Raw genomic sequence first — 26152 nt, forward strand, 5'->3', positions numbered from 1 at the left:
AGAGTAGTGGTAAAAAATGAAAAATGATTATATTAAATAAACATCAGCTTATCACCGAACAGTTTCCCAATGGGGAAACGAAGGTGAAGGATTTCGATCAGTTGATCAAAGCGGAAAACCTGCTTGAATTTACCTATCAGGAAGATGGCGATTTGATTCGTCTGTTTTTTGTCAGGAAGCGATTGGAAGAAGCAGGGGCAAGCTGTCAATTATGGATTCGTTATATGCCCTACAGTCGTATGGACCGTAAAATTGAGGGGGACCTATTTACGCTAAAATATGTCGCTGCATTTATCAATAGTTTACAGTTTGATAAGGTTTATGTTGTTGAGCCACATTCCGAAACAACCCTCACATTATTGGAAAATAGCATAGCGATCTATCCTGCTTTGGACTGGCTGCCGAAACTGATGGAAAAACTGAAATTCTCGGACAATGACCGCATAGTATTTCCGGATAAAGGGGCGGCGGCACGCTATCTAAATAGCGGTTACGACGATGCCTGTGTCTTTGAAAAACAACGCAATCCGCAAACGGGGCGTATCGAAGCGATGGAATTGAAAATAGGAAACATTGAAAAGGGGGCGAAATGCATTATTGTCGATGACTTATGTTCTGCGGGTGGAACGTTTCTTTGGGCGGGAAAAATTCTAAAGGAGATGGGAGCAAGTGAAATCTATCTGTTGGTGACGCACTGTGAGCCAAGGGTTTTCAAGGGGGCTTTACTGGATGAAGATTCACCGATCGACCTTGTTTTCACGACAGATTCGATGATGAACACCATGCATCCAAAATTAAATTATATCAACTTAACAACTGAAAGCTATGTTTAGAGCAATGAGCAAAAATCCGATTCTCTGGACGGACGGTTACAAATTGTGTCACAAAGATCAGTATCCGACACATACAGCGTGGGTTTACGAAACCTGGACTCCCCGGATGTCACGGATCCCAGGAGTAAGCCATGTTGTCTTCTTCGGCTTGCAGGGTGCCCTGGCCGAGATCAGCAATTCTTTCGATGAATATTTCTTCGCCCAGCCGGAGGATGCTGTTGTCGCACAATACGAAGAAGCCATCCGCGAAGTGTTCGCGATGACCAACCGTAATTTTGCGGACACACATCAGTCACAACATATACGCGATTTACACCGCTTGGGTTACCTTCCGATCAAGGTGAAAGCTTTGAAGGAAGGGAGTCTCGTGCCTATAGGGGTGCCTATGTTTACGATCGAGAATACCCACCCGGATTTCTTCTGGTTACCGGGTTACCTCGAAACGCAACTCTCTGCCTATATCTGGTCCCCGATGACTGCTGCAACTATTGCCGATCAATACAAAAGATTGTTGATGGGCTTTGCAGAAAAAACAGGCGATGTCAATAAGGTATTTACACAGGCCGGTGACTTCTCCATGCGCGGTATGGGATCACCGGAAACAGCTTATCGCACTGCGGGCGGTCATTTACTGAGTTTTGGTGTTTCAGCAACACTCTCGGTTCGGGAATACCTCAAAACCTATTATGGTGCAACAGGCGACGTCATGATGTATACACCATCCACAGAACATAGTGTAATGTGTTCTTACGGTGAACACGAAGTAGAGGCCTTCCGCCATTTGATTACGGAGGTCTATCCGAGTGGTAACATTTCGATTGTGTCCGATACCTATGACCTATGGCATGTTGTGGATCATGTATTGCCACAATTGAAAGATTTGATCATGGGGCGGGAAGGTAAAGTTATCATTCGGCCGGATAGTGGCGACCCTGTTAAGATTATCTGTGGAGATCCGCTGGCAGACCATGAAACAGTTCAAAAGGGGATTGTCGAGCGATTATTTGAACTCTTTGGCGGGACAGTTAATGCGAAAGGTTTCAAAGAACTTGATCCGCATATCGGTGTTGTGTATGGCGATTCCATTACCGTGGAACGGGCAGCTAAGATCTGCGAAGGTTTGATGGCCAAAGGTTTTGCTTCGACCAATACGGCGCTTGGAATAGGATCTTATACCTATCAGTATGTGACAAGAGATACCTTTGGATTTGCCTTAAAGGGAACAGCCGAAATTGTTGACGGTCAGTTTAAAGCTATTCAGAAAAGACCGGCCACAGATACCGGAAATTTTAAGAAATCCCAAAAGGGCATCGTTGCTGTCGTATTCGAAAACAATGAGTTTCGCTTGATAGATGATCTCAATCCAACGACCGTCGAACAATTGAACGATAGCAACTTGCTTAAAGAGTGCTTTTTGGACGGAGCATTTGTCAGCCCCGTTAGTTTTAAGGAAATAAGAAACAGATTACAAACAGAATCAATAAGAGTATATGGAAAATAACCTAAGAAAACCGTTTTTCATCAATGATGAAAACGTCGAACAGTATGCACAACAAATGGCATCATGGATTGCGGGACAGGTGAATGCGGCAAACCGTCAAGGTTTGGTGCTTGGCATGAGTGGCGGTATTGACTGTAGTGTGGTTGCTTGCCTATGTCATTTGGCCAACGTGGATGTACATTTGATCATGATGCCCTATGGTAGTGACATGAACAATAGCAAGAGCCATGCACATGGCATGGAGCTTATCGAAAAATTTAATTTTCCTTACCATATCTTTGATATCAAGCCTGCGGTCGATGCGCTGACCATCAATAATGAAGCTTATATTGCAGCTTCTAGTGAATCCAACCGTGTCTTGAGTTTGGCCAATATCCGGCCGCGGGTCCGCATGACTTATCTCTATCAATTTGCACAATTGGGAAGCCGTTTTGTGATCGGTACCGGTAATATGGCCGAAGCGACTGTGGGTTACTTTACCAAATGGGGAGATGGTGCTTATGATCTTAACCCCCTGGCCATGGTGACCAAACAAGAAGTATATACACTGGCAAAATATCTGGGTGTCCCCGAATCCATTCAAGATAAGAGTCCTTCAGCAGGGCTATGGGAAGGACAGACGGATGAAGAGGAGCTGGGAATGAGCTATGCACAGATTGACGCATTTATTCTGACCGGAACATCCGGAGAACCAGCGATAGATGAACTGATCCATAGACGTCAACAACAGTCTGCCCATAAGTTTGCTGCAATTCCAACATTTAAGGGCTGATAAAAAAATTAAAGCTAGAAATCAGTTAGGTTTAAAATTTTATCACCTAAAGGAATGTGAAATTGAACACATACAATACATAAATATTGAATTACTGACAGATGAAAACAAGATACGAACAGATCGTTGATGTAAGACATATAGCATCCGAAAAAAGGGATCATATTCCGTCCATATTGTCATTGGTAGGGCAGGAGCAAATCCTGCCCGCTTCTACCGATAAAAAACGGACACTGCTTTTGGCTATTGACATACAAAATGATTTTATGGAATCCATTGGCAGTCTACCAGTAGCTGGTTCGCGTGCTGATGTACACCGGCTGACCCAATGGATGTACAACAATATGGCTTCTTTGACCCAGGTTATGTGCAGCCTCGACTGTCATTCGCTACTACAGATCTTTCATGCAGACTGGTGGGTGGACAAGAAAGGAAATCAGCCTAAACCATTTACAGTCATCCGTTATCAGGATCTTGTGGATGGGACCTGGACTGTTTTCAATGCGGATACACTGGAACGTTCATTGGCTTATCTTAAAAATTTAGAAACCGAAGGGAAAAAAGAACTGTGCATCTGGCCATATCATTGCCTGGAGGGTAGCTACGGAGGGCAACTGGAAAGCCAGTTTGCCAATATGCTCTATTTTCACAGTGCCCTGCGCCAGTCCAAACCTCTCTTAGTCTATAAAGGACAGGATCCCTATACTGAAATGTATGGCATTATCAAGGCTGAATATGATAACAATAAATTTGTCAATCACGCTGTACTTGAAGCTATTCGGGCTTATGATGCAATTTATATTGCTGGGCAGGCATCAAGTCACTGTGTATTGGCCTCTGCAATGCAGATATTGGAATATTTTGCGAAGGACAAAGCGATTACCTCCCGCATTACCTTACTGATTGACTGTATGTCACCTATTGCGGGTTTCGAAGAGTCTACGCGGCAAGCCTTTGAATCACTACATGAAAAGTATGGTATACAAATCAAAAAGTCCACTGACATAATTTTATAAGACGATGGCTACCGCTCAAAAAAAATACACCTACGATTATCCAAGGCCTGCAGTTACAGTCGATTGTGTGATCTTTGGTTTTGAGAAAAATCAGCTTAAACTGTTATTGACCAAACGGGCGATAGAACCTTATTTAGGGAAATGGGCATTTCCCGGTGGTTTTATCCGGGAAGATGAAACTGCGGATGAATGTGCGCTGCGTAAACTGTCCGAAGAAGCCGGGCTAAGTAATATCTTTCTTGAGCAACTTTATACTTTCTCAGAGCTGAACCGCGACCCACGGGGACGGGTCATCAGTGTAGCCTATTTTGCGTTGGTCAAGCCGACCGAATATACGCTAGAGGCGGGACTTGACATCGATGCGGTGCAATGGTTTGGTTTAGAAGAGGTGGCTGATCTGGCATTTGATCATCAGCAGATCTTGTCTGTTGCGGTCGAACGGCTGAAAGGTAAAATCCGTTACCAACCGATCGGATTTGAATTGCTGCCAGCGCAATTTACGTTACCTGAGCTACACAACTTGTATGAAACAATCCTCCAGCGTTCAATAGATCGGGGCAATTTTCGTAAAAAGATGCTAAGCATGGGCTTGCTAATTGACCACAGCGACATGCAGAAGGATAGACATGCCAGAGCAGCAAAAATCTATAGTTTTGACAAAGTAAAATACGAGGAACTGAAGGAAAGCGGATTTTACTTTGAAATCTGAGCGCAGTTAACGATCCACCATGCTCATATGCGTGTCAAATGATGCTTGGTGGATATATCCATTGAAGGGCACAGTTACCCTTGAAAGTCTCCACAGTCATGTACTTCAAATTGGCCAATTAACCCATCTTGTGTGTAGAATTTGGCGATTCTCTTGTTTTTCAGAAGAAATGGTTCGCCAATAATCTTTAGTTCAAAAATTGGCTCTTTTTCAACTTTCCTCAGGATAAACTCGGAACGCTCGGTTTTTATACGGAGTGTAGAGTCGTTGGCAGTATAGCTGAAATTCCTGAGTTGATAGATTTCATTCGAATCACAGACATTCACAAACTGGACCAGATCTTTTTCGACCTTGATCTCCGCTAGATCACAGGAATAGCAGATACCCGAAAATTCGATGCCATATTTTTTAAATGTATCTTTGCTTTCGGGCTTTAGCATGTCAATCGGATAGAGTTTGTGAAAAATTTTCAAAGGATCAGTAGCGGTCAATAAGGGTTTTTCTTTCGCCTTTACCGTTTCCTTTTGTACGAGCGTATCTTTGACTGCTGCGCTAGGCTTGCGGACAACGTTGTCTCCTCTTTTTTCCGGATGACAGCTGAATATAGAAAGCAAGACCAGCAAGAAGAGTATTGTCGGATATAATTTCATACCAATGATCGTCTATTAAATATCAATAGCCTAATATACATTTAACTATTTAATCTTTACAAGTCGAATATTGATTGTCACGGCCCGTAAATTGAGTTACCTTTAGTATTGTGTGGCTAAAATACGATATTAGACAAAATATCTTATGGGTAACTTAGTTATGAAGAAAGTACTTTATTGCGCTGCCATTATTTTAATGTTGTGTATGGCATGTCAAAGAAATCAGGTAAAAAATGCTGCGAACATTTCCACGAACATTTCCGCCGGAAAGCTTGCGCCAACGAAGAAAACACCTGTGGACTCGCTTGTCTTTCAGGATAAAATGATCAGAATTTATAAGATAGATTCCATCAGCTTTTTTAAGGAGCAACAACAGGCCGATTATCGGAGAGATACCATTGCTTCAGTCAGTGACATAAATGTCGTAAAGAAGATGTTGCAGGGACGTGTCAAATTTGGAGGCTATACTCCGGGTAAGGACATGGAAGTCGACACCCTTGTGGAGGGAAATTTAATTGCTCTGGTACGATTTAATGATGGTCGATTGCTATCGGCCGGAAAAACAGAAGGTGCCATTGATCTGTTGGAGAATATGTTTGTGAAATATTTTCCTTCAGAGGAGGTTATGCTGCTTGAAGGTGGTCATACGACAGATCAAGCACTTGATTTGCGTCAGGGAAAATGGGACGTCGAGGAGATCGGTAATTTGGATTATGTCTATTTTTCGAAACATAAGAAATATAGGTTGAACGGCATGTTTAACGGGCAGGAATGTTCCAGTTACTTTTTGCAAAAAAAGGAAAATGGAGGCTATCTGACTTACGCGCAGATTCCCCTGGACTGGAACGACAACTTTGAGCTATGTACATTAAAAGAGATCTTTTGGAAAGGCGATCAGCAGGTGTACTTTCGGAATTTTTTCTATGGAGCACCACATGACAAACGAGCTGGTTTTTATAGGCTAGATATTATTTCCGAAGATTGATAGCGTCACCATGAAGGTGTCTATCAATCGCCCGGGCTTCTGTAAAACCACCTTCCGTACCTATTTAAAAAATCCCTGTTTTCCGCTAAATGGAATATTTGATAATAGCTGTATTTTTACTGCTTTAGATGTGGTGTTTACCGTTTTCATCCTATTGAGATAAACAGTATACATCTATTTTAAGACTATTGCACAATCAGATTATGGCACATCGCATTTACATATATAACGTCAATTCCAAAACAAAAGAAACATTTGAAACATATCTGGCCGAATGGAATTATGAAATTCCAGCCCTGATGCTCCCGCTATTTTCTTCGGGTATCCATGCCAGGGGTACACAGCTCTATGCCAATAAGGAAGATGGTATTGCAAGACTGCGCTATTTTTATGCGCTGCTTGCCGATGTTTATCAATTGCATTACAAAAGGAAATATACGGAACCCGTCAATAAGATGTTTGAGTTTTTGGAAAGTTTACCGTTCGATACTTTTCAGATTGATGCACGGGATGTATTCAACATGAATGTGGAAAAACATACGGAACAGGCAAGTGACTGGGTCGCTGAGATCAGGACGACGGGAGCAGTATATACACAGGCGTTTGAGCAACAAAGTTTGGATCCTTTACAGAAGATCTTGCGATTGTCTGGCTACCATACTTTCCTGGAAATGCTCGAGACAGACTGGATTAACTATGGCTTGGGTCTTTGGGAAGAACATGCTTTTCAGCAGCATGGGGTCGAAGTCTTTGATGAAAATGGAAAACAGGGATTGAAAGACAGACTTGGGAATATCCTGGCTGTTGCAAAATATAATGAAATATTTGAATTCAACGAAGCCGGGATTGCTGTGGTTCAGCTGGATAACCTATTTGGTTATATCAATGAGCAAGGAGAGGAAATTATACCTTGTCAGTACGTTGAAGCATTTGACGCGCGTGTTATCGATGGTGTTAATTACGCGGAAGTTGAAATCGAAGGCAAGCGTGGTGTATTGCACATTGCAAGCAAACAACTTTCCCTACCTGCTGCTTATGACAAATTGGACTGGTTTGCCCACGGTTTTTTGAACGCAAAGCAAGGTGCTGACTATTTTCTTTTTGCTGCTGATGGGGTAAAGGTTATTGACGAATCAGCGGATGAACCTTTTGGATACGATTACAGTAAGCTTTTTTATAAGCGGCAAAAAGGTACAATGAAGCGGAAATACTTTCGTATGGATGGTCACTATTTGGGCAGTTTTCTGGAAGATAGCCTACAGGCTCTTCCCAACGCCTATTTTTGGATCAAACCCAACAAGTTACAGCGGAAGATTTCAGTCATCAAGCCCGATGGTAACGTGCTTGATGAAGAGATTGATCGGATCATCGTTCTGGATGATTATCGCAGTATCGCTTACCTGAAAAATAAACAATGGCAGATTTACTCACTTGCGCATGACCTATTCCGCCTAGGCGATCGGACCATTGACAAAGTCTTGGTCGATAGCATTAAAAACTTTCGAAAAGATGTCTTTGTTGTCGCCTGTGCCGAAGGGCAGGGGATATATGAAGCTCATCTTGATCAATGGTTGCTCGAACCTGATCGGGCTTATCAGAAAATCGAATATTGCTATCTGGACTTTATGCGTATCCAGCAATCCGAAGGCATGCGCTATTTTGATACAAAAGTAAATTTCCGTAGTCCGCTTTACGATTATGTCAGTGCGCCGATTCATGATCCACATCCGGAACGAAGCGAAGGTGAATTCTTACTCTTATTTAAAGGAGAAAGGCTGTTTTATGTAGATCTAAAACGAAATGTCGCGGAATTTCCTGAAACAGCATTTGGCCGTTTGTATGCCGAAAAATATAATTTGCAGGGAGCTGACCAGAATTACTTTGTACAATTTTATCAAGCATGGACAAAACGAAAGGGGGCGGGCTACGAATCTTATCTCGATAATGAGACGCTATACGAAAAAGCACAGAAACTAAATTGGGCCGGTAAGAAAAACGAGGCGATACATTTGTTGACCATCGGTGCCTCCCGAGGTAGCGCTGACTGCCAATACCTTCTCGGCAATATCTATTGCGATACAGATCATGAAGATTTTCTGGATATTCCTAAAGCGATTCGCTTCTACGAACAGGCCATTGCGCAGGATCATGCGCAGGCTTGGACGAACTTAGGGTTCATATATGCTACGGGCCTCGGCCTTCCGCTTGATATTCCCAAAGCCTTAGAGGCCTACCAAAAAGCTGCGGCATTGGGGGAACCACAGGCGATGAGCAATCTTGGCAATTGGTATTATGAAGGGGAATATCTGGAACAGGATTTTGTGCAGGCCTTACACTATTTTAAACAGGCTGAAAAAGAAGGTATCAATAACGATGCGCAGGTAGCCGAAATTTATTACCAACAGAAAGATTACGCCAATTTATTACGCTATCTTAAAAAGGATAAAGACGGACAATATGCTGCGATTTATTATGGTATTTTGTATGAAGAAGGCTGGGGCGTAAAACAGAGTATGGTGAAGGCACTGCGTTACTATGAACAGGCAAACGAAAATGCGACCTATGCTTATGCCGTCAATCGTCTCTTGTATTACTATAAAAATGGAGCGTTTGCAGATTCCGCTAAATACAACTTTTGGTTGGATTTTGCCAAAAACAATGCGGTTGATATTGAAGAATAAAAAAAGAATATGGCACATCGAATTTATATTTATAACACAGATAAAAAAGATCAGGAGTATTTCCATGCTTATTTGGGTGAATGGAACTATGTCATTCCAGATTTGTTGCTGCCTTTGTTTGCCGCAAATCCAAAAGCGAAAGGTACCTTGGTATATGCTGAAAAAGAAGCGGGTGTTTTAAAATTAAGGAAATTCTACGATCTGCTTATACAGGAGTATAACTTGATATCCAATGCTGCTGTCCTGTTGACCATCGAAAAAATGTTCGATTTTCTGCATGGACTTCCATTTGAATGCTTCCAGATCAATGCGCGTGATGTTTTTAATATGTCTGAGGTCAAACACAGCCAACAAGCAAAGGATTTTGCATTTGAAATTCAGGAGAAGAACCTGTATTACAAAAAAGCAATAGAGAAGCAGTCGTTATCAGCGCTTTATCCTATTTTGAGCCGCTCAGGTTATGATTCCTTTTTAGCGATGTTACAAGCTGAGTGGAGCAACTATGGATTGGGCTGGTGGAATGGGGAAGCGATTGATAGCCTTGATAACCAGTTTTTTGAAGAAAGCGGATGTTGGGGGATCCGGAATGCGAAGGGTGAGGTGAAAGTCGAACCCTGTTATGACGAGATCGGAGACTTTGATTACAATGGCTTTGCAGTTGTTGAGAAAGAAGGCTTGTTTGGCTATATAAATAGAAAGGGCGAAGAGACCATCCCTTGTATGTACGCCTCTGCAGAGCCTGTACAGAGCGGCCGTGGTAAGATTGTAGGAAAAGTGAGTTTAGCGGGCAAATATGGCTTGGTGGACGTGGAGACTGGAGCTACAATTATTCCCTTGAACTATGCGGTTTTGGACGATTTTGCTTATGGATTCTACCAGGGACAGCTGGATGGAAAATATGACATTATCGATGCTGAAGGTAAGGGCTTGAATACGACGAGCTCCGATGAGCCTTTTGAAATAGACTACGAGGGCTTTATTTACCAACCAATAGCGAACAGCAAACTACGTAAATATTATTCCAATCAGGGTGCTCTATTGGGCGAGTATCCAGAAGGGGTTTTAAACGAATTGTTGTTTGATTTCTACGCGGTCAATTTAAACAATAAAAAAAAGAAATCAGTCCATGCGGCAGACGGTTCCCTTTTGGTAAAAGATGTGGCTGTGCTAAATGCCATGAATGGGCTCAGTGCATTGTATTACCTTACAGCGGGCAAATATTTTCTGTATGACCTCGCCAGTCGGGATTTTCTTCTGCAAGATCTGACGATTAAATCTATACAGGGAGGTGCAAATTTTGGTAATGGTGCCTATAATTGTTATATCATTGAAACCGAATCGGAAAGAGGAATCTATCACACTGAGACTAAAAGCTGGCTGCTTCCATTGTCAGCACATTATGCCACAATCAGCTACGCGCTGATGGACTATTTTATCCTGCAAGATCAGGTGGGCGGGTATTATTACTACGATACTGATAGCAAAGAACTGAGTGAATCCTTCGATTTCATCTGTGGTAGTGTAAGACATTATCAAGATCTAATGATGTTGCGTGACGGCAAACTGTTTAATAAAGGATATGAAGGATTGGAAGAGGTGCCCCAAGATCAATATGGATATTATATCAAGGCATTGGACAAGCTGGAAGGAAAGGAACTTGAGGTTTTTGACCATTTTTTTACGCAGTGGAAATCGGATCGGGGCGTAGATTTTGAATCTGCCTATGATAGCTATACATTGTATCACATGGCCATGGATTGCTGTAGAAATGGAGACGTCGAAAATGCTATCCGTTACTTTACATTTTCAGCTGATCAGGACAATGAAAGCAGTATGTATGAACTTGGTAATATCTATACGGATACCGATAATGAAAATAAGCGTTTTCTAGACCTGAAAAAAGGAATTGCATACTATGAGCGGTCTGCTGGAAAGGGGTATGCAGCTTCTTGGAATAGCATCGGTTATCTTTACCAGCATGGAATAGGCTATACATCGGATCTAAAAAAAGCTTTTGAGGCCTATACCAAAGCGGCTGATCTTGGGGATGGCTATGCATTATCCAATCTGGGTTATTTCTATTTTAGTGGGACCTACGTGGAAGAAGATCTTGAAAAAGCATTGGATTACTACAAAAAAGCGGAATTGAAACTGGTTGAAAATAATGGCAATATTGCCTCGATTTATTATAGTTTAGATGACTATGACCGTCTACTTGTTTATCTGAAGAAAGATAAAGCGAATAGCTATTCTAACATTTATTACGGTTTGATGTATGATGCGGGTTTAAAATTTAAAAAGGACAGCAAAAAAGCCATTCATTATTTTGAGCGGGCAAATCATTATAGTGTCTATGAGTCTGCTACAGAAAGCTTATTGGGTTACTATAAAAATGATCCCAATTTTATGGATCAGGAAAAACACGCCTATTGGTCGGACTTTGCCCGACAACACGAATTGGATATTGAACCCGAATTGTTGATTTGGGCGAATGAGAAAAGTGGGGGAGTAGAAGCACAGGACGAACCTACAGGAAATAGTAGTTCATCCTTTTTTAGTAAACTGTTTAAAAAGAAAAAATAATCTGCACGATGTTATCTTCTGCGAATTTAGATTTCACAGGTATGCTGATCGACATAGCCTTTATGCTATTTTTTGGCGTAGGTGCAGGTTATTCCCTGATTGTGGGGATTATCCATATTATCCAGAAAAAGACCAAAACGTTCGGCTATTATCTGCGGACGTTTTTGATTTCGGGGATTATAGGTCTTGCATTGGGCGCTTTAATCGTTATGATGTGGGTACAATCATTGTAGTTCGCACACAACTTGATTCAGGAGCTTTTGTCGTTGGGTAGACTCTGCTCCTGAAAATAGGACTTTATCGTTAGACTGATCTATTTTTTGCATTGAGAATGTGCATCAGATGGTGGTTGCAATGCCAGGCATATAATCCAATATTTACTTTAAGTGAAATATATCGTTTGGTAACGGGATGAATAAAGGCACGTTCAAGTTGCTCATCACTTAGACTTTTCAAAAGAATCTCCCAACGTTGATGCAAACCTTCCAATAGACGCAGCGAGCTTTCTATCGGATTGTGTTTTGCATCTGGAAGTTCGGCCCATAGGTTTTCTTCATAGAGTTTTATCGTAGGGTCATCTTCTGACAGGGCTAGCTTAAAACGGACAAAGCTATTCATATGGCTATCTGCGCAATGATGCACCACTTGTCTGATCGTCCAGCCATCTGGGCGATATCGTTTTTCCAATGCACTATCCGGTAGGTCACTGACTTCCGATTTTAGGCGGGTCGGGAAGTCTGCAATTGTTTTTATCCAATCGCTCAATAATTGCTTGTTAATCTGATCTGGTACGGCGAAGCGGCCTATGGGATACCGAAGTTTTTCTAATTCATGTTGCATGGTTTAAATTTAACGAAAATTGCTTGAAGGTTCGTATGTTTTATGTGTAAAGTAACGGTCAGATCATCTTTTGGACTTTAATAAACCTACCTATGTGATTTGGATGACAGGAAGAATTATGGTAATTTCGGCAATTCGAGATGCATCACTTTATTTTTTTTCTATAATCGATGAGTTAGGAAAATAGGTAAGGACGGTTTGTTTTGGATATAAAGCACAAGGAATGAAGAGTTTAAATGAGTTGATTAATCCGACAGATTCAGGATGGAGCCTGGTCGAAGAATGGATGAAGGGAGCTAGCAATCCTTATGAGGTACTGCCCAGAAATGCAAAACGTGCAGATGAGGAGCTGCTAAGAGCTCAGATCACTACAAAATCACCTATGGGCGCTATAATTCATCAAACCGGAGGAATACTGATTGACAATGGGTGGCTACGGATATTGGGTTCGGGTTCAGTTAAATTGAATCGGGGTATTATGGAGTGGAACAAAGGAAAGAGTTTTGACAAAGAAGGAGAGAAAGGTGGTTTTCTATTAATTGCCGATGATGTTTTGGGTGGCTATTTTGCGATTAATGCGGGGGCTTTGGGCGAGGGCATAGGACAGGTCTATTATTTTGCACAGGATACCTTGGAATGGGAAAGCTTAGAGTGCGGCTATTCTGATTTTATTTATTGGACACTGAAGGGGGATATCCGTCAATTTTATGAAACATTTAAATGGAAGGATTGGGCCAATGATGTGCAAAAATTGGATGGTAATCAAGTATTTTCATTTTATCCTTTTTTGTGGACGGAACAGGCCCGCGATTTTCGGAAGGTTGATAGAAACGTTGTTCCGATCGATGAAAACTACCATTTTACAATGGAATTTGCTGGTGGAAGATAGCTTTTTAGCAGTTAGCAGGCTTGATGGTCACCGTTTTCCTAACGCTGGTTTAGTTGGAAATTTATCAGCGAACCAGCTTGTCCATGTGCGAGATAGACGATTTTATTGGACATAAACAGATTATTTTATCTGGATTACATGCTTTGAAAACGTCTTTCGTTTAGATATTAAATATTGTTGAATAGATATCGGCGTTGTATAAGCTTGTTTTTGCTGTCTGTTTAGCATGACTATCGAATCAATTTGATCGACCAATAAGTATTTAATCGAGGTTCCATCCCATTTTCCAATTGAAAAATGCTGCCTGAATTGCGGATTCGTATGCAGGGATACATCAATGGGATTTGTTTTCGAAGAAATTCCGACGTGCTTGCTGTCAGTTGATTTCAGGTATACTAAAATATGTATATCCTTTTTCTTTGCTTCAATCTGGATCGTTCGTACAGGATCACAGGCTAGCAACAGGAGAATAGATAAAAACATTGTTATTACAAAATATAGACTCATTTTCATCATCGAAGATTTACATTTCGGCAATCAGACCAACCATCTAGCACGTAAAGAATTCTTTTTAGACCGTAGATTATTTCCCCAAAAAATTGGAGCCTCTCGGATAGTTACAAATATAACTGGAAATAGGAAGGATATTCTAGCTGTTTTCAGGGAATTTTATAGCGAGCGAGAAGGGAAGGAGAATCTATATTGACTGCTGACCGAACGATTATCTTTTCCTTCGATCAGCAATCATGTCTTTTTTTACTCAATAAAAAGTCATCCTAGCTGGGTTGATTTTGGAGCGCATAGGTATGCTCGTTGAGTTTCGTTATCTCCAGTTGAATTCCTTCTGCAAGTCCAAGCTGTGTAGCTGCTTCTTTCCCTAGTTTAAGGACATGGAATCCACGACCACGGTAAGTGAAATTGCATTCATACTCATTGGAATCGATCACGATCCGGAGCTTTTGTGATTTTGCTGGAAATAAAGGCTTAAAATCTTTCGTAATTCTGATTTGCGATTTTTTTGCATCATCCGCTGTAATTTTATTTCCTGCTGCTGGAAATAACATACGATTGGGAGAATCATTTTGAGCTATGTTTTCTACTACTTGTTGTTCATCTTTCTGTTGAACTGCCGCAACCTCTTTCGGAGGATTTTCCGCTGGCACTGTATCTTGAGGCTTTTTATTTTGGCGGCCTTTTTTTCTTGCATTTTGATTGGCAGGTTTTGTCGAAACTTCCTGCGATTTTGCATCAGTAGTCGATACTGTTTTTTTGTCTTCAGCGGTTGGTGAAGGGGCGGCGGCAGATAAAGGTCTTTTGATAATATTTCGAATATAATAATGTTTTATACGCGATTTGTCCGTATTACGTTCTTCAATTTCAAAATCTTCTGTATAGGCTTTAAAAAGGTGGGACATTTTATCGTAACCATAGTTTCGCGCATCAAAATCTGGTTTTCTTTTATTGAAAAGGCTGCCAATTTCCCCTAAAAATGCCCAGCCATTTTCATCTGCGGTGTCATCAACAGTATCTTTTAATAATTCCAGCGTCTCTTCATCAAGCACAGCTATACTGGTTGGATTGTCTACAGGGACAGGTTTGGGCTGATTTTGCTGTTTTTTCTTTGTGTTAGGTTCTTTCTTTGGATTCTTTTCAAAGATCTCAACATAAATAAATTTGTCGCAAGAAGCGATGAAAGGCTTCGGCGTCTTTTTCTCTCCGATACCGATCACCAATTTGCCGGATTCTCTTAACCGTGTCGCCAGCCTAGTAAAGTCACTGTCACTTGATACAATACAGAACCCATCAACCCTGTCGGAATGCAGGATGTCCATCGCATCAATAATGAGTGCCGAGTCCGTGGAGTTTTTGCCCTGAGTGTAACTGTATTGTTGGATAGGGGTGATCGCATGGGTGAGGAGCTTATCCTTCCATTTTTCGACATAGGGATTTGTCCAGTCACCGTAGATCCGTTTGATCGTAGGAATACCGTAGCGTTTGACTTCGTTCAGAATTTCTTCGATCTTTCGATAAGAAACATTATCCGCATCGATTAATATTGCGATTTGTAAATCCCCATGTTCTGCCATATATGTTTAATTATATTTCGATGTATTATTATGTGTACGCCACCAATAGGATTTTCCTATTTTTTGAACATACGGTTAAAAATACGTTATTGTTGAAGAATTATTGAATTTTTTGAAAATTTAATTTGAGTGATGATTTTCTGAGGGACACTATTTTGAAAGATTTCCTATCCTCTTTTATGAATAATATGATAACAAGAACATCGGAAGAGGAACATCAAATAGCGCTTAATAGGAAGAAGCGTAGGAACAAAAAAAGGTTTTCAAACGGGGAGAATGAAAACCTTAAATAACCAATTATAAACCTAAATTATGATGATACAAAGATAGTGTGTTTTTCACACTTATGCAAGTATTGTTTAATTTTTTTTTATTGAGCAATTATTTTTGTGGCTAAAAAACTACAGACTCCGTTTGCTATCCTGATTTCAAACATAATGATCATCTGAAGTTCGCCATATCCGTATTGCCGGTATATGATCTTAGGTAAAAATTGACCACTGTTTCAGATTTTAATTCGAAACCACATTTATAAACTTGATAATTACCGTGATCCAACTTTATATCAAGATAAGGCCAAAACCGTATTTAAAATCGAAATAACACTATATTTAAACCATATTAACAGGGGTATAAAAGGGATATACCCCTGTTATACCCCTGTAAACCCCCTGTAAAACCCCAGTAATTACTAGGTTATTATAAAAGTTGGTATCAATCAGGTATTTTCCTTTACCAAATATGGTACGGAAGGTTTCGCAATGGAGCAGGTCATGGTCGAAGAAGTTTGAAAAAAAGCAGATGAAATTAAAATGATATAAGACGCGCTGCCGAGAGCGTGCTACCGGTGATCAACGCTGAATAAATGCAGATGGGCGATAGCCCATAACGGTATAAAAGCTATTGGTGAAAGCTTGTATGCTTTGATAGCCCACTTTATAAGCGATTTGAGATATGGTCAGTTCGCCTATACTTAAAAGCTCAAGGCTTTTAATGATCCGAAGCAATTGTTGGTACTTGACAAGTGTCATTCCTGTTTCTTTTTTAAACAATCGTTCGATGGTACGTAAGGAAAGGTTGGATAACAGGGCAATCTCTTCCATTTTGATGGGATGGGTATAGTGGTCATGCAAGTGACTTAAAACTGTCTGCAATCTGTTTTCATTCGGCAGCGTAATTTCCAAATGTAATAACCGCGCTCCGAATGCGGGGAGCTCGTTGAGAAGCGCGCGCAGGAAGATTTTTTCGTTTTCATTTTCTTCCGTTAATTTTGACCACTTTTCAGCATAGCGGATCATTTCCCGTAATACTTTCGGGGCTGCAAATATCTGAACGTTTTCGAAAAATGGATCGTCTTGTTCGATATCGAAAAAAAGGATCATTAACTTGATGCTTTCCGAATGCGAATTGGTCTTATGTAACGCATTCGAGGGAACCCATGCAACATGATTTTGGGGGAGTAGGTACATTTTTCCTGCCACAGTAAGGTATTGGAAACCTTGCTCGACATAAATCAGCTGTGCCTTCCGATGGGTATGCAAGGCATTGTCGTGAATCCAGTTTTCTTCAAACCAGACAAAATTAGATTTTTCGATCCCTTCAATTGTTTCAATATGATTCGAACAGCTCATGTCGTTATAAATTAAATCAATGGCAAATTTAATTAAATGACTGAACATATCTTTGCAGCAAATCATCATGGTAGGGAAATCCATAAAGATATATTGCCGCTTCACAGCGGAATGGATTCAGTGTGCATTATGCACAAGAAACAATTAATTTCTATGAATAGCAATTTACACAAATCAAATACTGTCACCTGGAGCTGGTTATCTGTATTTGTCATTATTTTGGTGTCCACGAACCTAAGGTCGCCGATTACAGCAGTGGGACCTGTTTTGGGACAGATCAGCGAGGTCCTCACATTGGACAGTTTTCAAAGCAGTCTATTGACCGCCATTCCTCTTTTTATGTTTGCGACTTGCTCGGTTGCTGTTAGTAAGTATTCTCATGTTCTGGGCATGCATCGCTTTTTGTTGTTTGGGCTGATCATTCTCGCTGTTGGGATCATTGTCAGGGTATGGGGTGATACAGGCTCTTTATTTGTAGGTTCTGTTATGATCGGATTAGGAATATGTGTGGGTAATGTGGTGGCACCGGGTTATATTAAAACCAGTTTCCCCCATCATATCGGACTGATGACGGGAATTTTTGCCGTAGCAATGAATCTGACCGCGGCATTTGCATCGGGCTTTAGCCTACGTATTGGGGAATGGACAGGATTGGGATGGCAAGGTTCTTTAGGGCTGTGGGGCATATTGGCCATATTCACAATTATCGCTGTCTTTTTTGATCAATTCGCTGGACCGAAAGATACTGCTCCCGGCCAAAAGCAGCAATCTAAGAGCAGTATTGGCCATATTTTTAGATCCAGATTGGCTTGGTATATCAGTATATTTATGGGTATTCAATCATTGGTTTATTATAGCTTGATTTCTTGGTTACCTAAGGTATTAGTCGACTATGGAATGGCGGCTAAAGATACGGGATGGTTGTTATTTCTGATTCAGATTGCGATGATTCCCATTATGTTTTTCGGACCTATTATTGCACACCGGATGAAAGATCAGCGGTTAATGGCTGTTGCTGTTGCGGCTGGCATGTTGGGCAGTATACTGATTTTCTTTCTGTTTAAGCTTGAGGGGATTTATGTTGCGGCCGTATTGCTCGGACTTTCCAATGGTTTGTCTTTTAGCCTTTCTATTCTCTTTTTTAGCTTAAGGGCAAAAACCACGGCAAATGCAATTAAAATTTCGGGAATGGCACAGTCGGTCGGTTATCTGATAGCTGCATTTGGTCCACCAATTTTTGGAAAACTGCACGAGGTTGATCCCTCTTGGAATTACTCTTTTTATTTTCTTGCCGGTAGCATTATCCTCCTATTGATTACAGGAATAAAAGCAGCGGAAAACAAATTCGTGGAAGAATCTTGAAACAGTAAAAACAGTGCTTCATAAAACAGATTCGGGCCGATATTCTTAAATATCGGCCCGAATCTGTTTTGCGACTGGTTGATTTTCGCTACCAGGTATCCAGTGATCAGTTAGCCTTAATCTTTTAAGATATCAAATTCGATATAGGTCGCATTGTTGACATCATGAAAAATGCGTTGTGTAGCCTTACGGAAATCGGCTTTGGTCGCTGTATAGGGTTCCATAAATACTTGCGGATTTCGTTCAGCCAATGGGAACCACGAGTTTTGCACCTGAACCATGATACGATGTCCTTTTTTAAAGGTATGGGCAACATCAGGCATAACGAAGTCTACTTTTTCCACCATGCCCGGTGTCAATGGTTGCGGTTTGTCAAAGCCATTTCGATATTTGCCCGCCATGATCTCTCCTCTGACCATCATCTGGTATCCCGCCATTGGTTTTCCATCAAAATTCGGCGCATCGTTGGGATAGACATCGATGAGTTTAACAATATAATCCGCATCGGTACCAGTTGATGCTACTTTTAGAAAATTCTTGATCGGCCCGACAATCGTGATGTCTTCCGTCAATGGTACTGTCTGATAGACCATGACATCTGGACGGCTGGCTGCAAAACGTTGATCATCGACCATATACTCGCGGGTACGGTTCTGGATTAATCCGCCTTGGTGCGGAACCGGTTTGTTGGGATCAGTTACATATTCATCCCATGAATCTGTACGTTGAACTTTCTCAAAACCAAGTTTACCCTGTGGCTGAAAATAAAGCTTTTTTGTTTCGACATTCTTTGGTGGCCATTGTTCAAATTGCTTCCATTCATTGCTTCCGGAAATAAAGATATTGGCCTCGGCGGGAGAGAAGCTTCCTTCTTGTTTTAAATGATGACTGAAAAATGGTTGTTCAAATTTTTCCTGGTAGGTGACGCTTGTTTTTTTCTCAAATTGGATGTCACCTAAGTAATCTCCTGTTGCACGTACCCAGCCACCATGATACCAAGGGCCTGCAACCAGAATTGAATTGTTTTTTTTGCTCTTTTCTTCAATGGATTGATAAGTTTTAAATGTTCCGTAAGCATCCTCGGCATCGAAAAAGCCACCAACGACCATGACTGCCGGTTTCACGTCCTGTAGATAATTGGTGACGACACGGCTTTTCCAGAAGTCATCGTAATTCGGATGCTTAAAGAGGTTATTCCAGAATAGGACAGAATCGCCAAAATATTTTTCTTTGAGTTCTCTGGCGGTTCCGGCTTCAAGGAAAAAATTGTATTTATCCACTTCGTTGATCTGAATCTTACTGTTAAATTGATCCGGCGTAATTGGTTTAGGGCGCGGAACGCCAAAGGTCGACATAAATGTGAAAGCGTCCTGCAAGAATAGAACACCATTGTGATGGAAATCATCACCGATAAACCAATCTGTTACCGGAGCCTGTGGCGAAACAGCTTTGAGGCTCGGGTGCGTTTTGATCAGTCCGACCGTAGAATAAAATCCCGGATAAGAGATACCATAAAGCCCCGCTTTGCCACTATAATTCTTCAGGTTTTTTTGTAACCATTCCAATGCGTCATAAGTGTCCGTGCTTTCATCAATCGCTTTTTTATCCTTACTGAGGTTTGTGGGACGAACGTCTTCAAAATCGCCTTCACTCATCCATTTTCCACGCACATCCTGATAGACGAAGATATAACCGTCCCGCATCATTGCAGGAAAGTTGCCTAAACTCTTTTTGTATTCGTTTTGGCCATAAGGGCCTACCGTGTAGGGTGTTCGATTCAATAAAACAGGGTATTTCTTGGATTTGTCTTTGGGGCTGTAGATCACAGTAAACAATTTCTTACCATCTCTCATCGGAACCTTTACTTCGGTTTTTTCATAATGATCCCTGACATAAGCGGAATCTGTGGTCGTCTGTGCATGTAGCTGGCTTCCCGTAACAAGTGCTAAAGCCAGAAACGAAATTGTAGTTTTCATTTAAATAATGATTTAGGAATGTCGATTTATCATGTTTTACATGGATTCTTTACACTCGGTTTGTTTTCTTAATGGAAATGTAGCTATCATGAGCGAAATTATTTTCGGTTTTGTTAGCTGATTTGAGCTCACGATGGTTGCATTAATTTAAGCCTAAAGGTAATGCTCCCGAAATCATTTTCCAATTTTATTGTCATATTTATATGGATTACAAAAAGAAAAATTGACCAATTTTTTAGAAAGAATAACTTTTTTTGAATTGTATTTGGATTAGTTTTTTAATGTTAATATATTGAGTAAAATTAGTTATGATTATATTTTATTTTTCAAGGTATGTTCAAATGACTTAAATTTCAATGAGATGAGTGATGACGACTTCGGTCGGAATCGTATTTTATTGTAGTTCTTTTGTATTCGAATAGGCCTTGAAAAAGCAATTGTCACGATTTTATAAATAAAGTGACAATGGGTGTGAAATATGTTTTTTTAAGCTAATTTTAAGAATTATTTTATCATAAAACATCAATTAAATAACAAATTAAGTATATAGAATTAATATGGGACAACAAGTGAAAGATGCCAATGGCAAATTGGGTATTCTTATTCCGGGATTGGGTGCTGTGGCTACAACATTGATCGCTGGTGTGGCATCTATAAACAAGGGTTTTTCAAAACCGATAGGATCTGTTTCGCAGTTGAGCAGAATCCGTTTAGGTAAGCGCACGGAGAATAGAAATCCATTAATAAAGGATTTCGTCCCTTTGGCAAAGTTGGAAGATGTAGTTTTTGGTGGTTGGGATGTTTATGAAGATAACGTCTATGAAGCAGCTTCAAAAGCACAGGTATTGGAACAAGGTCAACTTGATGCCGTAAAAGCTGAACTGGAAGCTATTCAGCCGATGAAAGCTGTCTTTGATCGCAATTTTGTAAAGAATTTAGACGGTACACACATTAAAACGGAAAAGACACGTCGTGAGTTGGCTGATGCCGTACAACGTGATATCCGTGAATTTAAAGAAAAAAACGGCTTAGACCGTGTCGTATTGGTATGGTGTGGTTCTACTGAACGCTATATTGAGACAAATGAAGCCTTCTCAACAATTGCAAAGTTAGAAGAGGCTTTGGATAATGATGATCAACGTATTCCACCTAGCATGATCTATTGTTATGCGGCTATAAAAGAGGGTGCTCCTTATGTTAACGGTGCGCCTAACTTAACGTGTGATGTTCCTGCTATTGTAGAATTAGCTCATGAACATGGCGTTGCAATTGCTGGAAAAGACTTCAAAACAGGTCAAACATTGATGAAAACAATTGTTGCTCCTGGTCTTCAGGCAAGAGCGCTAGGGGTAGAAGGATGGTTCTCTACAAATATCTTGGGTAACCGCGATGGCTTGGTATTGGATGATCCAGAAAACTTCAAAACAAAAGAAGTTTCTAAATTATCCGTATTGGAAGAAATTCTTGATGCGAAAAAGAACCCAGAATTATACGGTGATTTATACCACAAGGTACGGATCAATTACTACCCTCCACACGGAGACAACAAAGAGTCTTGGGATAACATCGATATCTTTGGCTGGTTGGGTTACAAAATGCAAATCAAGATCAACTTCTTGTGCCGAGATTCAATTTTGGCAGCTCCAGTTGCTTTGGATTTGGCATTGTTTATTGATTTGGCACAACGTGCTGGTATGTCAGGTATCCAAGAATGGTTGTCTTTCTATTTGAAATCACCACAAACGGCACCGGGTTTACCTCCTGAGCATGATATCTTCAAGCAATTAATGAAATTGCAAAATACCTTGCGTCACATTATGGGCGAGGACTTGATTACTCATTTGGGACTGGATTATTACCAAGAGTTAGTAGATAGTATTCAATAGATTACCTTTATAAAAAGGGGAACAATTACTTCGGGTGATTCTTCCCCTTTTTCTTCGGGATAATTATATCGTGGCCTCCGGATTTGCGCTATTAAAAAATAGGATAGGGATGCTACCAAATAATTACCCACCAATAACCCGCTGTAAACTTTTGCGTTTGCAAACGCTAGCATGGTGACAGGGGTTTTACTTTTTTAATGAATGATTTTATTTTGCAATTAGAAGGAATGGAATTTGCTATTATTGCGGCGGGAGAAGGATCTCGATTGCGAAAAGAGGGGTTTAATTTACCTAAGCCCTTGCTACCCTTACATGGAGTTCCATTGATTGAACGATTGATTCGCGTTTTTGCTAAAGAAGGTGCGCAGCAAGTGCATGTTATTATCAATAGACAATCACCTGAATTGAAGACGTTTTTAACACATACAGCATTTGAACTCCCTATCATCCTGATCGAGGAGGACACCCCCAGTTCTTTGCATAGTTTTGCTTTGTTGGTCAAAAACAATCCTGCTTGGACTTCCTGCTGTCTGACGACTACAGATACTGTTTTTAGACCCCACGAATTTCACGAATACCTCACCGCTTTCCATCAGAAGTCAGATGCAGACGCCTTTATGGCTGTGACACCATTTGTGGATGACGAGAGCCCACTTTATGTGAATACAGACGATGAATTACATGTGGAAGCATTTTTGGACAAGGCCACAGCCGGGACAAAATTTGTTTCGGGAGGGATTTATTGCTTTCGCAAGGCTGCGATGGACTGCGCACTCCGCTCTGTCGCCGCCGGAAATTCCAGGATGCGTAATTTTCAACGTGCGCTTTTAGAAAACGATTTGAACGTTGACGCTTTTGTATTCGAGAAGGTGGTGGATATCGATCACTTAAAGGATCGCATTGTAGCGGAACGGTTTTTGAGTGAGGAAGTTAGTTAATAAAATGAGCGAAATGATTTCTATTTTAGGCGTGACGCGTAAAAATCGCTTTTCACCCAATCACGTGGGGAATGATGCTGCAATATTTAACGAAGTTGTGCTAAAATTAACCGAAAAAGGTGCAGCCGTTGAAATTTGCAATGAGGATGAATTTTTAGCTTCTGATTCCGTCAAACAGGGAAATATCCTGACGATGGGAAGAACAAAAACCTTGGTTAAGAAGCTGCAATCACTTCAAAATAATGGTGTTCATGTATTGAATTCAGGTTTTGGTATTGAAAACTGCTTTCGAAAAAACATGACACTCAAATTGTTGGAAGGTGGGATTCCATACCCTAAAAGTATTGTTATCTCTACCGTCGCAGATATGCAGTCAATTTTTGAAAAGTTGAAGGGGAAAGGCGTCTGGATCAAACGCGGCGATTTCCATGCCATCCATAAAGAGGACGTTACCTTTGCTGCTAGCCTCAAAGAAGCACAGCATATCTTGAACGAATACGCCCTTCGGGGAATTAAAGAAGCGGTAATATCTGAACATTTGGCTGGGGATTTACTCAAGTTTTATGCAGTGAGGGACACCGATTTCTTTTTCTATTTTTATCCCTACGAGCACAATCATCATAAATATGATTTGTATGAGCAAATTAATGATGAAGTTGTGCATTTTCCGTTTGATTTGGCTGATTTAAAGCAAGTAGCCAACCGCGCAGCAGAAGTGTTGGATGTCCATATCTATGGCGGTGATGTAATAATCGATCCAAACGGAGATTTTCATATTATTGATCTAAATGATTGGCCAAGCTTTGCCCCTTGTCGAGCCGAAGCCGCTGAAGCCATTGCGCAAATGGTTTACCATAAATTTACTGAAAAGAACCAAAATGCAGAGAGAACAAGTTAATGTAGTCGAAGAACAGAATTTGAGTGCATTCGAACAATCTTTAAAATCCAACGATACCGAAGAAAAAATAGATATCTGGTTTTATAGGCCTATTGGATTTCGTATTGCACAGATATGCGCTAAAATCGGGATTACACCCAATGCAGTGACTATTATAAGTATTTTCTTTGGTGTTGCTGCGGGTATTCTATTTTATTATGGCGATTTATGGATAAATGTGATCGGGATGTTGCTGCTGATCTTCGCGAACTCCTTGGATAGCGCAGATGGACAATTGGCACGAATGACAGATAATAAGAGTCGTTTTGGTCGAATTTTGGATGGTTTTGCAGGTGATTTTTGGTTTGCATCCATTCATATCGCTATTTGTTTGCGCAGTATCAACGAAGGCTGGACGGATTGGCTATGGGTGTTCTGTATCCTTGCCGGAGTATCCCATATGATACAATCTGCAATGGCCGACTATTATCGTAATGTCCACCTATTTTTTATTAAGGGTAAAGCTGGTAGTGAGTTGGATAATACACGCGATTTGAAAGTTGATTACGATGCGCTTTCCTGGAAGAAAAACTTTTTCAGCAAATTTGTGTTGAACGGTTACATGGGGTATACCCGAAATCAGGAAAAATTATCCCCAAAATTGCAGAAACTGCTGCATATCGTCAAATCACGATATAAAGACGACTTGCCAAAACAATTGATGGTTGATTTTAGAATGAAAAATAAGCCATTGATGAAATACACCAATATTGTACAGTTCAATACCCGGGTAATCTTTCTCTTCGTTTGGTTGTTTATCGGGCAACCATGGATTTACTTTTTCTTTGACATGTTTGTATTAAATCCAATCTTAATCTATATGTGCAACAGACAGGAAAAGGTAAGTGGTTATTTTGTAGATAAGTTAACAAACGATCCAACCTATGGGGAGTAAAATCTATAAGGTCCTTTTTATGCTGATTGGTATAGGCACCTTGGCTTATATGATTCGTGCGATGGGAGTTGAGGAGATTTGGACTAATCTGGAGAAAATCGGTTGGTGGTTTTTGCCGGTACTGGGTAGCTGGGCTGTCCTCTACTGGATGAATGCCATCGCGTTTAAAGCGATTATTCAGGAACCGCAATTGCCGCAGACCGATGTTCCTTTTTGGAAAGTATTGCAATTGACGGTATCGGGGTATGCGATTAATTACATTACACCATTTGTCGCACTAGGGGGGGAGCCTTACCGAATTATTGAGCTTAAAAATTATGTTGGTGGTTCAAAAGCAGGTTCATCCGTTCTTTTGTATGGTGTTATGCATATTCTATCCCATATTTTATTTTGGGTAGTGTCTGTTTTTCTGATTCTCTGGTTTGTACCGGCCAGTACATTAGTCGATGTCGCCTGTGCCGTAATTTTTGTGATGGCCATCGTATGTACCTGGTTGTTTACCAAATTCTATAAAAAGGGAATTACGGTTTCGTTATTGAGAGCTTTGTCAGGTTTGCCTTTGGTCGGAAAGAAAATCAATAATCTGCTGGAGGCGAAGTTCGAGACACTGAATGATGTTGATCAACAAGTCAAGAATTTATTTCAAAACCGTAGGGGCCGATTTTATACGGCTCTTTTCTGGGAATTTGTTGCTCGGGTAGTCGGCTGTCTGGAGATTTATTTTATCGGTCTGGCCTTGGATATCAATATAGATTTTATTGATGCCATGATCATTAGTTCTGGATCTTCTTTATTCGCCAATTTGGTATTTTTCTTCCCGATGCAGTTGGGGACACGTGAAGGTGGGTTGGCGATGGCAGTAATGAGCATCGGCCTACCGGCTTCTGTCGGTATTTTTATGGGAATTGTAACCAGAATCCGGGAAATCGTTTGGATCATTATCGGTTTGGGCTGGATGAGTTTAGTTAAAAAGAAATAACA

The 26152-nt window shown here is 40.7% G+C and carries 22 protein-coding genes; 16 read left to right on the forward strand and 6 right to left on the reverse strand.

Features of this window, described 5'->3' with window-relative positions; all coding sequences use genetic code 11:
- The first annotated feature begins 23 nt into the window (after positions 1 to 23).
- The 5 genes from DCO56_RS07610 to DCO56_RS07630 all read left to right on the forward strand — a co-directional run bounded on the left by DCO56_RS07610 (position 24) and on the right by DCO56_RS07630 (position 4831).
- Positions 24 to 833 (forward strand): phosphoribosyltransferase family protein, encoded by an 810-nt coding sequence (locus tag DCO56_RS07610; RefSeq protein ID WP_108633159.1) that lies wholly within the window; start codon positions 24 to 26, stop codon positions 831 to 833.
- Positions 826 to 2334, forward strand: coding sequence for a nicotinate phosphoribosyltransferase (locus tag DCO56_RS07615; protein ID WP_108633160.1), 1509 nt, complete (start codon positions 826 to 828; stop codon positions 2332 to 2334). The genes DCO56_RS07610 and DCO56_RS07615 overlap by 8 nt, the downstream gene beginning before the upstream one ends.
- Complete coding sequence (gene nadE / locus DCO56_RS07620) at positions 2324 to 3106, forward strand: NAD(+) synthase (RefSeq protein WP_108633161.1); 783 nt, start codon at positions 2324 to 2326, stop codon at positions 3104 to 3106. Before DCO56_RS07615 ends, nadE begins: the two co-directional genes overlap by 11 nt.
- A 101-nt stretch (positions 3107 to 3207) precedes the next feature.
- Entirely contained in the window at positions 3208 to 4122 is a 915-nt protein-coding gene (locus DCO56_RS07625) for a cysteine hydrolase family protein (RefSeq protein ID WP_108633162.1), read from the forward strand.
- 4 nt (positions 4123 to 4126) lie between these two features.
- Entirely contained in the window at positions 4127 to 4831 is a 705-nt protein-coding gene (locus tag DCO56_RS07630; RefSeq protein WP_108633163.1) for an NUDIX hydrolase, read from the forward strand.
- A 74-nt stretch (positions 4832 to 4905) separates the two neighbouring features.
- Here DCO56_RS07630 and DCO56_RS07635 read toward each other — a convergent pair whose 3' ends face one another.
- On the reverse strand, positions 4906 to 5481 hold the full coding sequence (locus DCO56_RS07635; RefSeq protein ID WP_108633164.1) for a hypothetical protein: 576 nt from the start codon (positions 5479 to 5481) through the stop codon (positions 4906 to 4908).
- Positions 5482 to 5686: 205 nt separating this feature from the next.
- Between DCO56_RS07635 and DCO56_RS07640 the strand changes: the two genes are divergently transcribed.
- The 4 genes from DCO56_RS07640 (at position 5687) to DCO56_RS07655 (ending at position 11963) form a co-directional block, all read left to right on the forward strand.
- Positions 5687 to 6466 carry a hypothetical protein gene (locus DCO56_RS07640; RefSeq protein WP_108633165.1) on the forward strand — a complete coding sequence of 260 codons (780 nt, stop codon included), beginning with the start codon at positions 5687 to 5689 and terminating at the stop codon, positions 6464 to 6466.
- A 203-nt stretch (positions 6467 to 6669) separates the two neighbouring features.
- Positions 6670 to 9147, forward strand: coding sequence for an SEL1-like repeat protein (locus DCO56_RS07645; protein WP_108633166.1), 2478 nt, complete (start codon positions 6670 to 6672; stop codon positions 9145 to 9147).
- A 9-nt stretch (positions 9148 to 9156) separates the two neighbouring features.
- Positions 9157 to 11730, forward strand: a complete 2574-nt coding sequence (locus tag DCO56_RS07650) for an SEL1-like repeat protein (protein WP_108633167.1) — start codon at positions 9157 to 9159, stop codon at positions 11728 to 11730.
- A gap of 8 nt (positions 11731 to 11738) precedes the next feature.
- On the forward strand, positions 11739 to 11963 hold the full coding sequence (locus tag DCO56_RS07655) for a hypothetical protein (protein ID WP_108633168.1): 225 nt from the start codon (positions 11739 to 11741) through the stop codon (positions 11961 to 11963).
- 70 nt (positions 11964 to 12033) lie between these two features.
- Here the strand turns inward: DCO56_RS07655 and DCO56_RS07660 are convergent, their stop codons facing one another.
- On the reverse strand, positions 12034 to 12570 hold the full coding sequence (locus tag DCO56_RS07660) for a YfiT family bacillithiol transferase (protein WP_108633169.1): 537 nt from the start codon (positions 12568 to 12570) through the stop codon (positions 12034 to 12036).
- 223 nt (positions 12571 to 12793) lie between these two features.
- Here DCO56_RS07660 and DCO56_RS07665 point away from each other — a divergent pair, with 223 nt between their 5' ends.
- The gene (locus tag DCO56_RS07665) at positions 12794 to 13459 is read left to right on the forward strand and encodes a DUF2625 domain-containing protein (RefSeq protein ID WP_108633170.1); all 666 of its coding nucleotides are present in this window, start codon (positions 12794 to 12796) and stop codon (positions 13457 to 13459) included.
- 120 nt (positions 13460 to 13579) lie between these two features.
- Here DCO56_RS07665 and DCO56_RS07670 read toward each other — a convergent pair whose 3' ends face one another.
- The 3 genes from DCO56_RS07670 to DCO56_RS07680 all read right to left on the reverse strand — a co-directional run bounded on the left by DCO56_RS07670 (position 13580) and on the right by DCO56_RS07680 (position 17177).
- A complete protein-coding gene (locus DCO56_RS07670) occupies positions 13580 to 13942 on the reverse strand; it encodes a hypothetical protein (protein ID WP_108633171.1) in 363 nt (120 codons plus the stop codon).
- Positions 13943 to 14235: 293 nt separating this feature from the next.
- Entirely contained in the window at positions 14236 to 15546 is a 1311-nt protein-coding gene (locus DCO56_RS07675; RefSeq protein ID WP_108633172.1) for an NYN domain-containing protein, read from the reverse strand.
- A gap of 851 nt (positions 15547 to 16397) precedes the next feature.
- Positions 16398 to 17177, reverse strand: a complete 780-nt coding sequence (locus DCO56_RS07680; RefSeq protein ID WP_108633706.1) for a helix-turn-helix domain-containing protein — start codon at positions 17175 to 17177, stop codon at positions 16398 to 16400.
- Between the two features lie 153 nt (positions 17178 to 17330).
- Here DCO56_RS07680 and DCO56_RS07685 point away from each other — a divergent pair, with 153 nt between their 5' ends.
- Positions 17331 to 18539, forward strand: coding sequence for a CynX/NimT family MFS transporter (locus tag DCO56_RS07685; RefSeq protein WP_108633707.1), 1209 nt, complete (start codon positions 17331 to 17333; stop codon positions 18537 to 18539).
- Between the two features lie 116 nt (positions 18540 to 18655).
- On the opposite strand, the gene DCO56_RS07690 is transcribed toward DCO56_RS07685, so the two are convergent.
- Entirely contained in the window at positions 18656 to 20515 is a 1860-nt protein-coding gene (locus DCO56_RS07690; protein ID WP_108633173.1) for a CocE/NonD family hydrolase, read from the reverse strand.
- A 557-nt stretch (positions 20516 to 21072) separates the two neighbouring features.
- Between DCO56_RS07690 and DCO56_RS07695 the strand changes: the two genes are divergently transcribed.
- From DCO56_RS07695 to DCO56_RS07720, 5 genes are all read left to right on the forward strand, one after another.
- Positions 21073 to 22401 carry an inositol-3-phosphate synthase gene (locus DCO56_RS07695; protein ID WP_108633174.1) on the forward strand — a complete coding sequence of 443 codons (1329 nt, stop codon included), beginning with the start codon at positions 21073 to 21075 and terminating at the stop codon, positions 22399 to 22401.
- Positions 22402 to 22598: 197 nt separating this feature from the next.
- Positions 22599 to 23339, forward strand: coding sequence for a nucleotidyltransferase family protein (locus DCO56_RS07705; RefSeq protein WP_241254778.1), 741 nt, complete (start codon positions 22599 to 22601; stop codon positions 23337 to 23339).
- A 4-nt stretch (positions 23340 to 23343) separates the two neighbouring features.
- Positions 23344 to 24237 carry an ATP-grasp domain-containing protein gene (locus tag DCO56_RS07710; protein WP_108633176.1) on the forward strand — a complete coding sequence of 298 codons (894 nt, stop codon included), beginning with the start codon at positions 23344 to 23346 and terminating at the stop codon, positions 24235 to 24237.
- Entirely contained in the window at positions 24218 to 25171 is a 954-nt protein-coding gene (locus tag DCO56_RS07715; RefSeq protein ID WP_108633177.1) for a CDP-alcohol phosphatidyltransferase family protein, read from the forward strand. Before DCO56_RS07710 ends, DCO56_RS07715 begins: the two co-directional genes overlap by 20 nt.
- Entirely contained in the window at positions 25161 to 26150 is a 990-nt protein-coding gene (locus DCO56_RS07720) for a lysylphosphatidylglycerol synthase transmembrane domain-containing protein (RefSeq protein ID WP_108633178.1), read from the forward strand. Before DCO56_RS07715 ends, DCO56_RS07720 begins: the two co-directional genes overlap by 11 nt.
- Positions 26151 to 26152: the final 2 nt, after the last annotated feature.

Source organism: Sphingobacterium athyrii (assembly GCF_003071065.1).
Taxonomy (GTDB): domain Bacteria; phylum Bacteroidota; class Bacteroidia; order Sphingobacteriales; family Sphingobacteriaceae; genus Sphingobacterium; species Sphingobacterium athyrii.

Excerpts from the sequence above, each read along its gene's own strand:
- DCO56_RS07645 (WP_108633166.1), top strand. The coding sequence starts at position 6,670 with ATGGCACATCGCATTTACATATATAACGTCAATTCCAAAACAAAAGAA.
- DCO56_RS07625 (WP_108633162.1), top strand. The coding sequence starts at position 3,208 with ATGAAAACAAGATACGAACAGATCGTTGATGTAAGACATATAGCATCC.
- nadE (WP_108633161.1), top strand. The coding sequence starts at position 2,324 with ATGGAAAATAACCTAAGAAAACCGTTTTTCATCAATGATGAAAACGTC.
- DCO56_RS07670 (WP_108633171.1), bottom strand. The coding sequence starts at position 13,942 with ATGTTTTTATCTATTCTCCTGTTGCTAGCCTGTGATCCTGTACGAACG.
- DCO56_RS07635 (WP_108633164.1), bottom strand. The coding sequence starts at position 5,481 with ATGAAATTATATCCGACAATACTCTTCTTGCTGGTCTTGCTTTCTATA.
- DCO56_RS07685 (WP_108633707.1), top strand. The coding sequence starts at position 17,331 with ATGAATAGCAATTTACACAAATCAAATACTGTCACCTGGAGCTGGTTA.
- DCO56_RS07690 (WP_108633173.1), bottom strand. The coding sequence starts at position 20,515 with ATGAAAACTACAATTTCGTTTCTGGCTTTAGCACTTGTTACGGGAAGC.
- DCO56_RS07615 (WP_108633160.1), top strand. The coding sequence starts at position 826 with ATGTTTAGAGCAATGAGCAAAAATCCGATTCTCTGGACGGACGGTTAC.
- DCO56_RS07705 (WP_241254778.1), top strand. The coding sequence starts at position 22,599 with ATGAATGATTTTATTTTGCAATTAGAAGGAATGGAATTTGCTATTATT.
- DCO56_RS07655 (WP_108633168.1), top strand. The coding sequence starts at position 11,739 with ATGTTATCTTCTGCGAATTTAGATTTCACAGGTATGCTGATCGACATA.
- DCO56_RS07680 (WP_108633706.1), bottom strand. The coding sequence starts at position 17,177 with ATGAGCTGTTCGAATCATATTGAAACAATTGAAGGGATCGAAAAATCT.
- DCO56_RS07710 (WP_108633176.1), top strand. The coding sequence starts at position 23,344 with ATGAGCGAAATGATTTCTATTTTAGGCGTGACGCGTAAAAATCGCTTT.
- DCO56_RS07715 (WP_108633177.1), top strand. The coding sequence starts at position 24,218 with ATGCAGAGAGAACAAGTTAATGTAGTCGAAGAACAGAATTTGAGTGCA.
- DCO56_RS07610 (WP_108633159.1), top strand. The coding sequence starts at position 24 with ATGATTATATTAAATAAACATCAGCTTATCACCGAACAGTTTCCCAAT.
- DCO56_RS07665 (WP_108633170.1), top strand. The coding sequence starts at position 12,794 with ATGAAGAGTTTAAATGAGTTGATTAATCCGACAGATTCAGGATGGAGC.
- DCO56_RS07640 (WP_108633165.1), top strand. The coding sequence starts at position 5,687 with ATGGCATGTCAAAGAAATCAGGTAAAAAATGCTGCGAACATTTCCACG.
- DCO56_RS07630 (WP_108633163.1), top strand. The coding sequence starts at position 4,127 with ATGGCTACCGCTCAAAAAAAATACACCTACGATTATCCAAGGCCTGCA.
- DCO56_RS07675 (WP_108633172.1), bottom strand. The coding sequence starts at position 15,546 with ATGGCAGAACATGGGGATTTACAAATCGCAATATTAATCGATGCGGAT.
- DCO56_RS07650 (WP_108633167.1), top strand. The coding sequence starts at position 9,157 with ATGGCACATCGAATTTATATTTATAACACAGATAAAAAAGATCAGGAG.
- DCO56_RS07720 (WP_108633178.1), top strand. The coding sequence starts at position 25,161 with ATGGGGAGTAAAATCTATAAGGTCCTTTTTATGCTGATTGGTATAGGC.
- DCO56_RS07695 (WP_108633174.1), top strand. The coding sequence starts at position 21,073 with ATGGGACAACAAGTGAAAGATGCCAATGGCAAATTGGGTATTCTTATT.
- DCO56_RS07660 (WP_108633169.1), bottom strand. The coding sequence starts at position 12,570 with ATGCAACATGAATTAGAAAAACTTCGGTATCCCATAGGCCGCTTCGCC.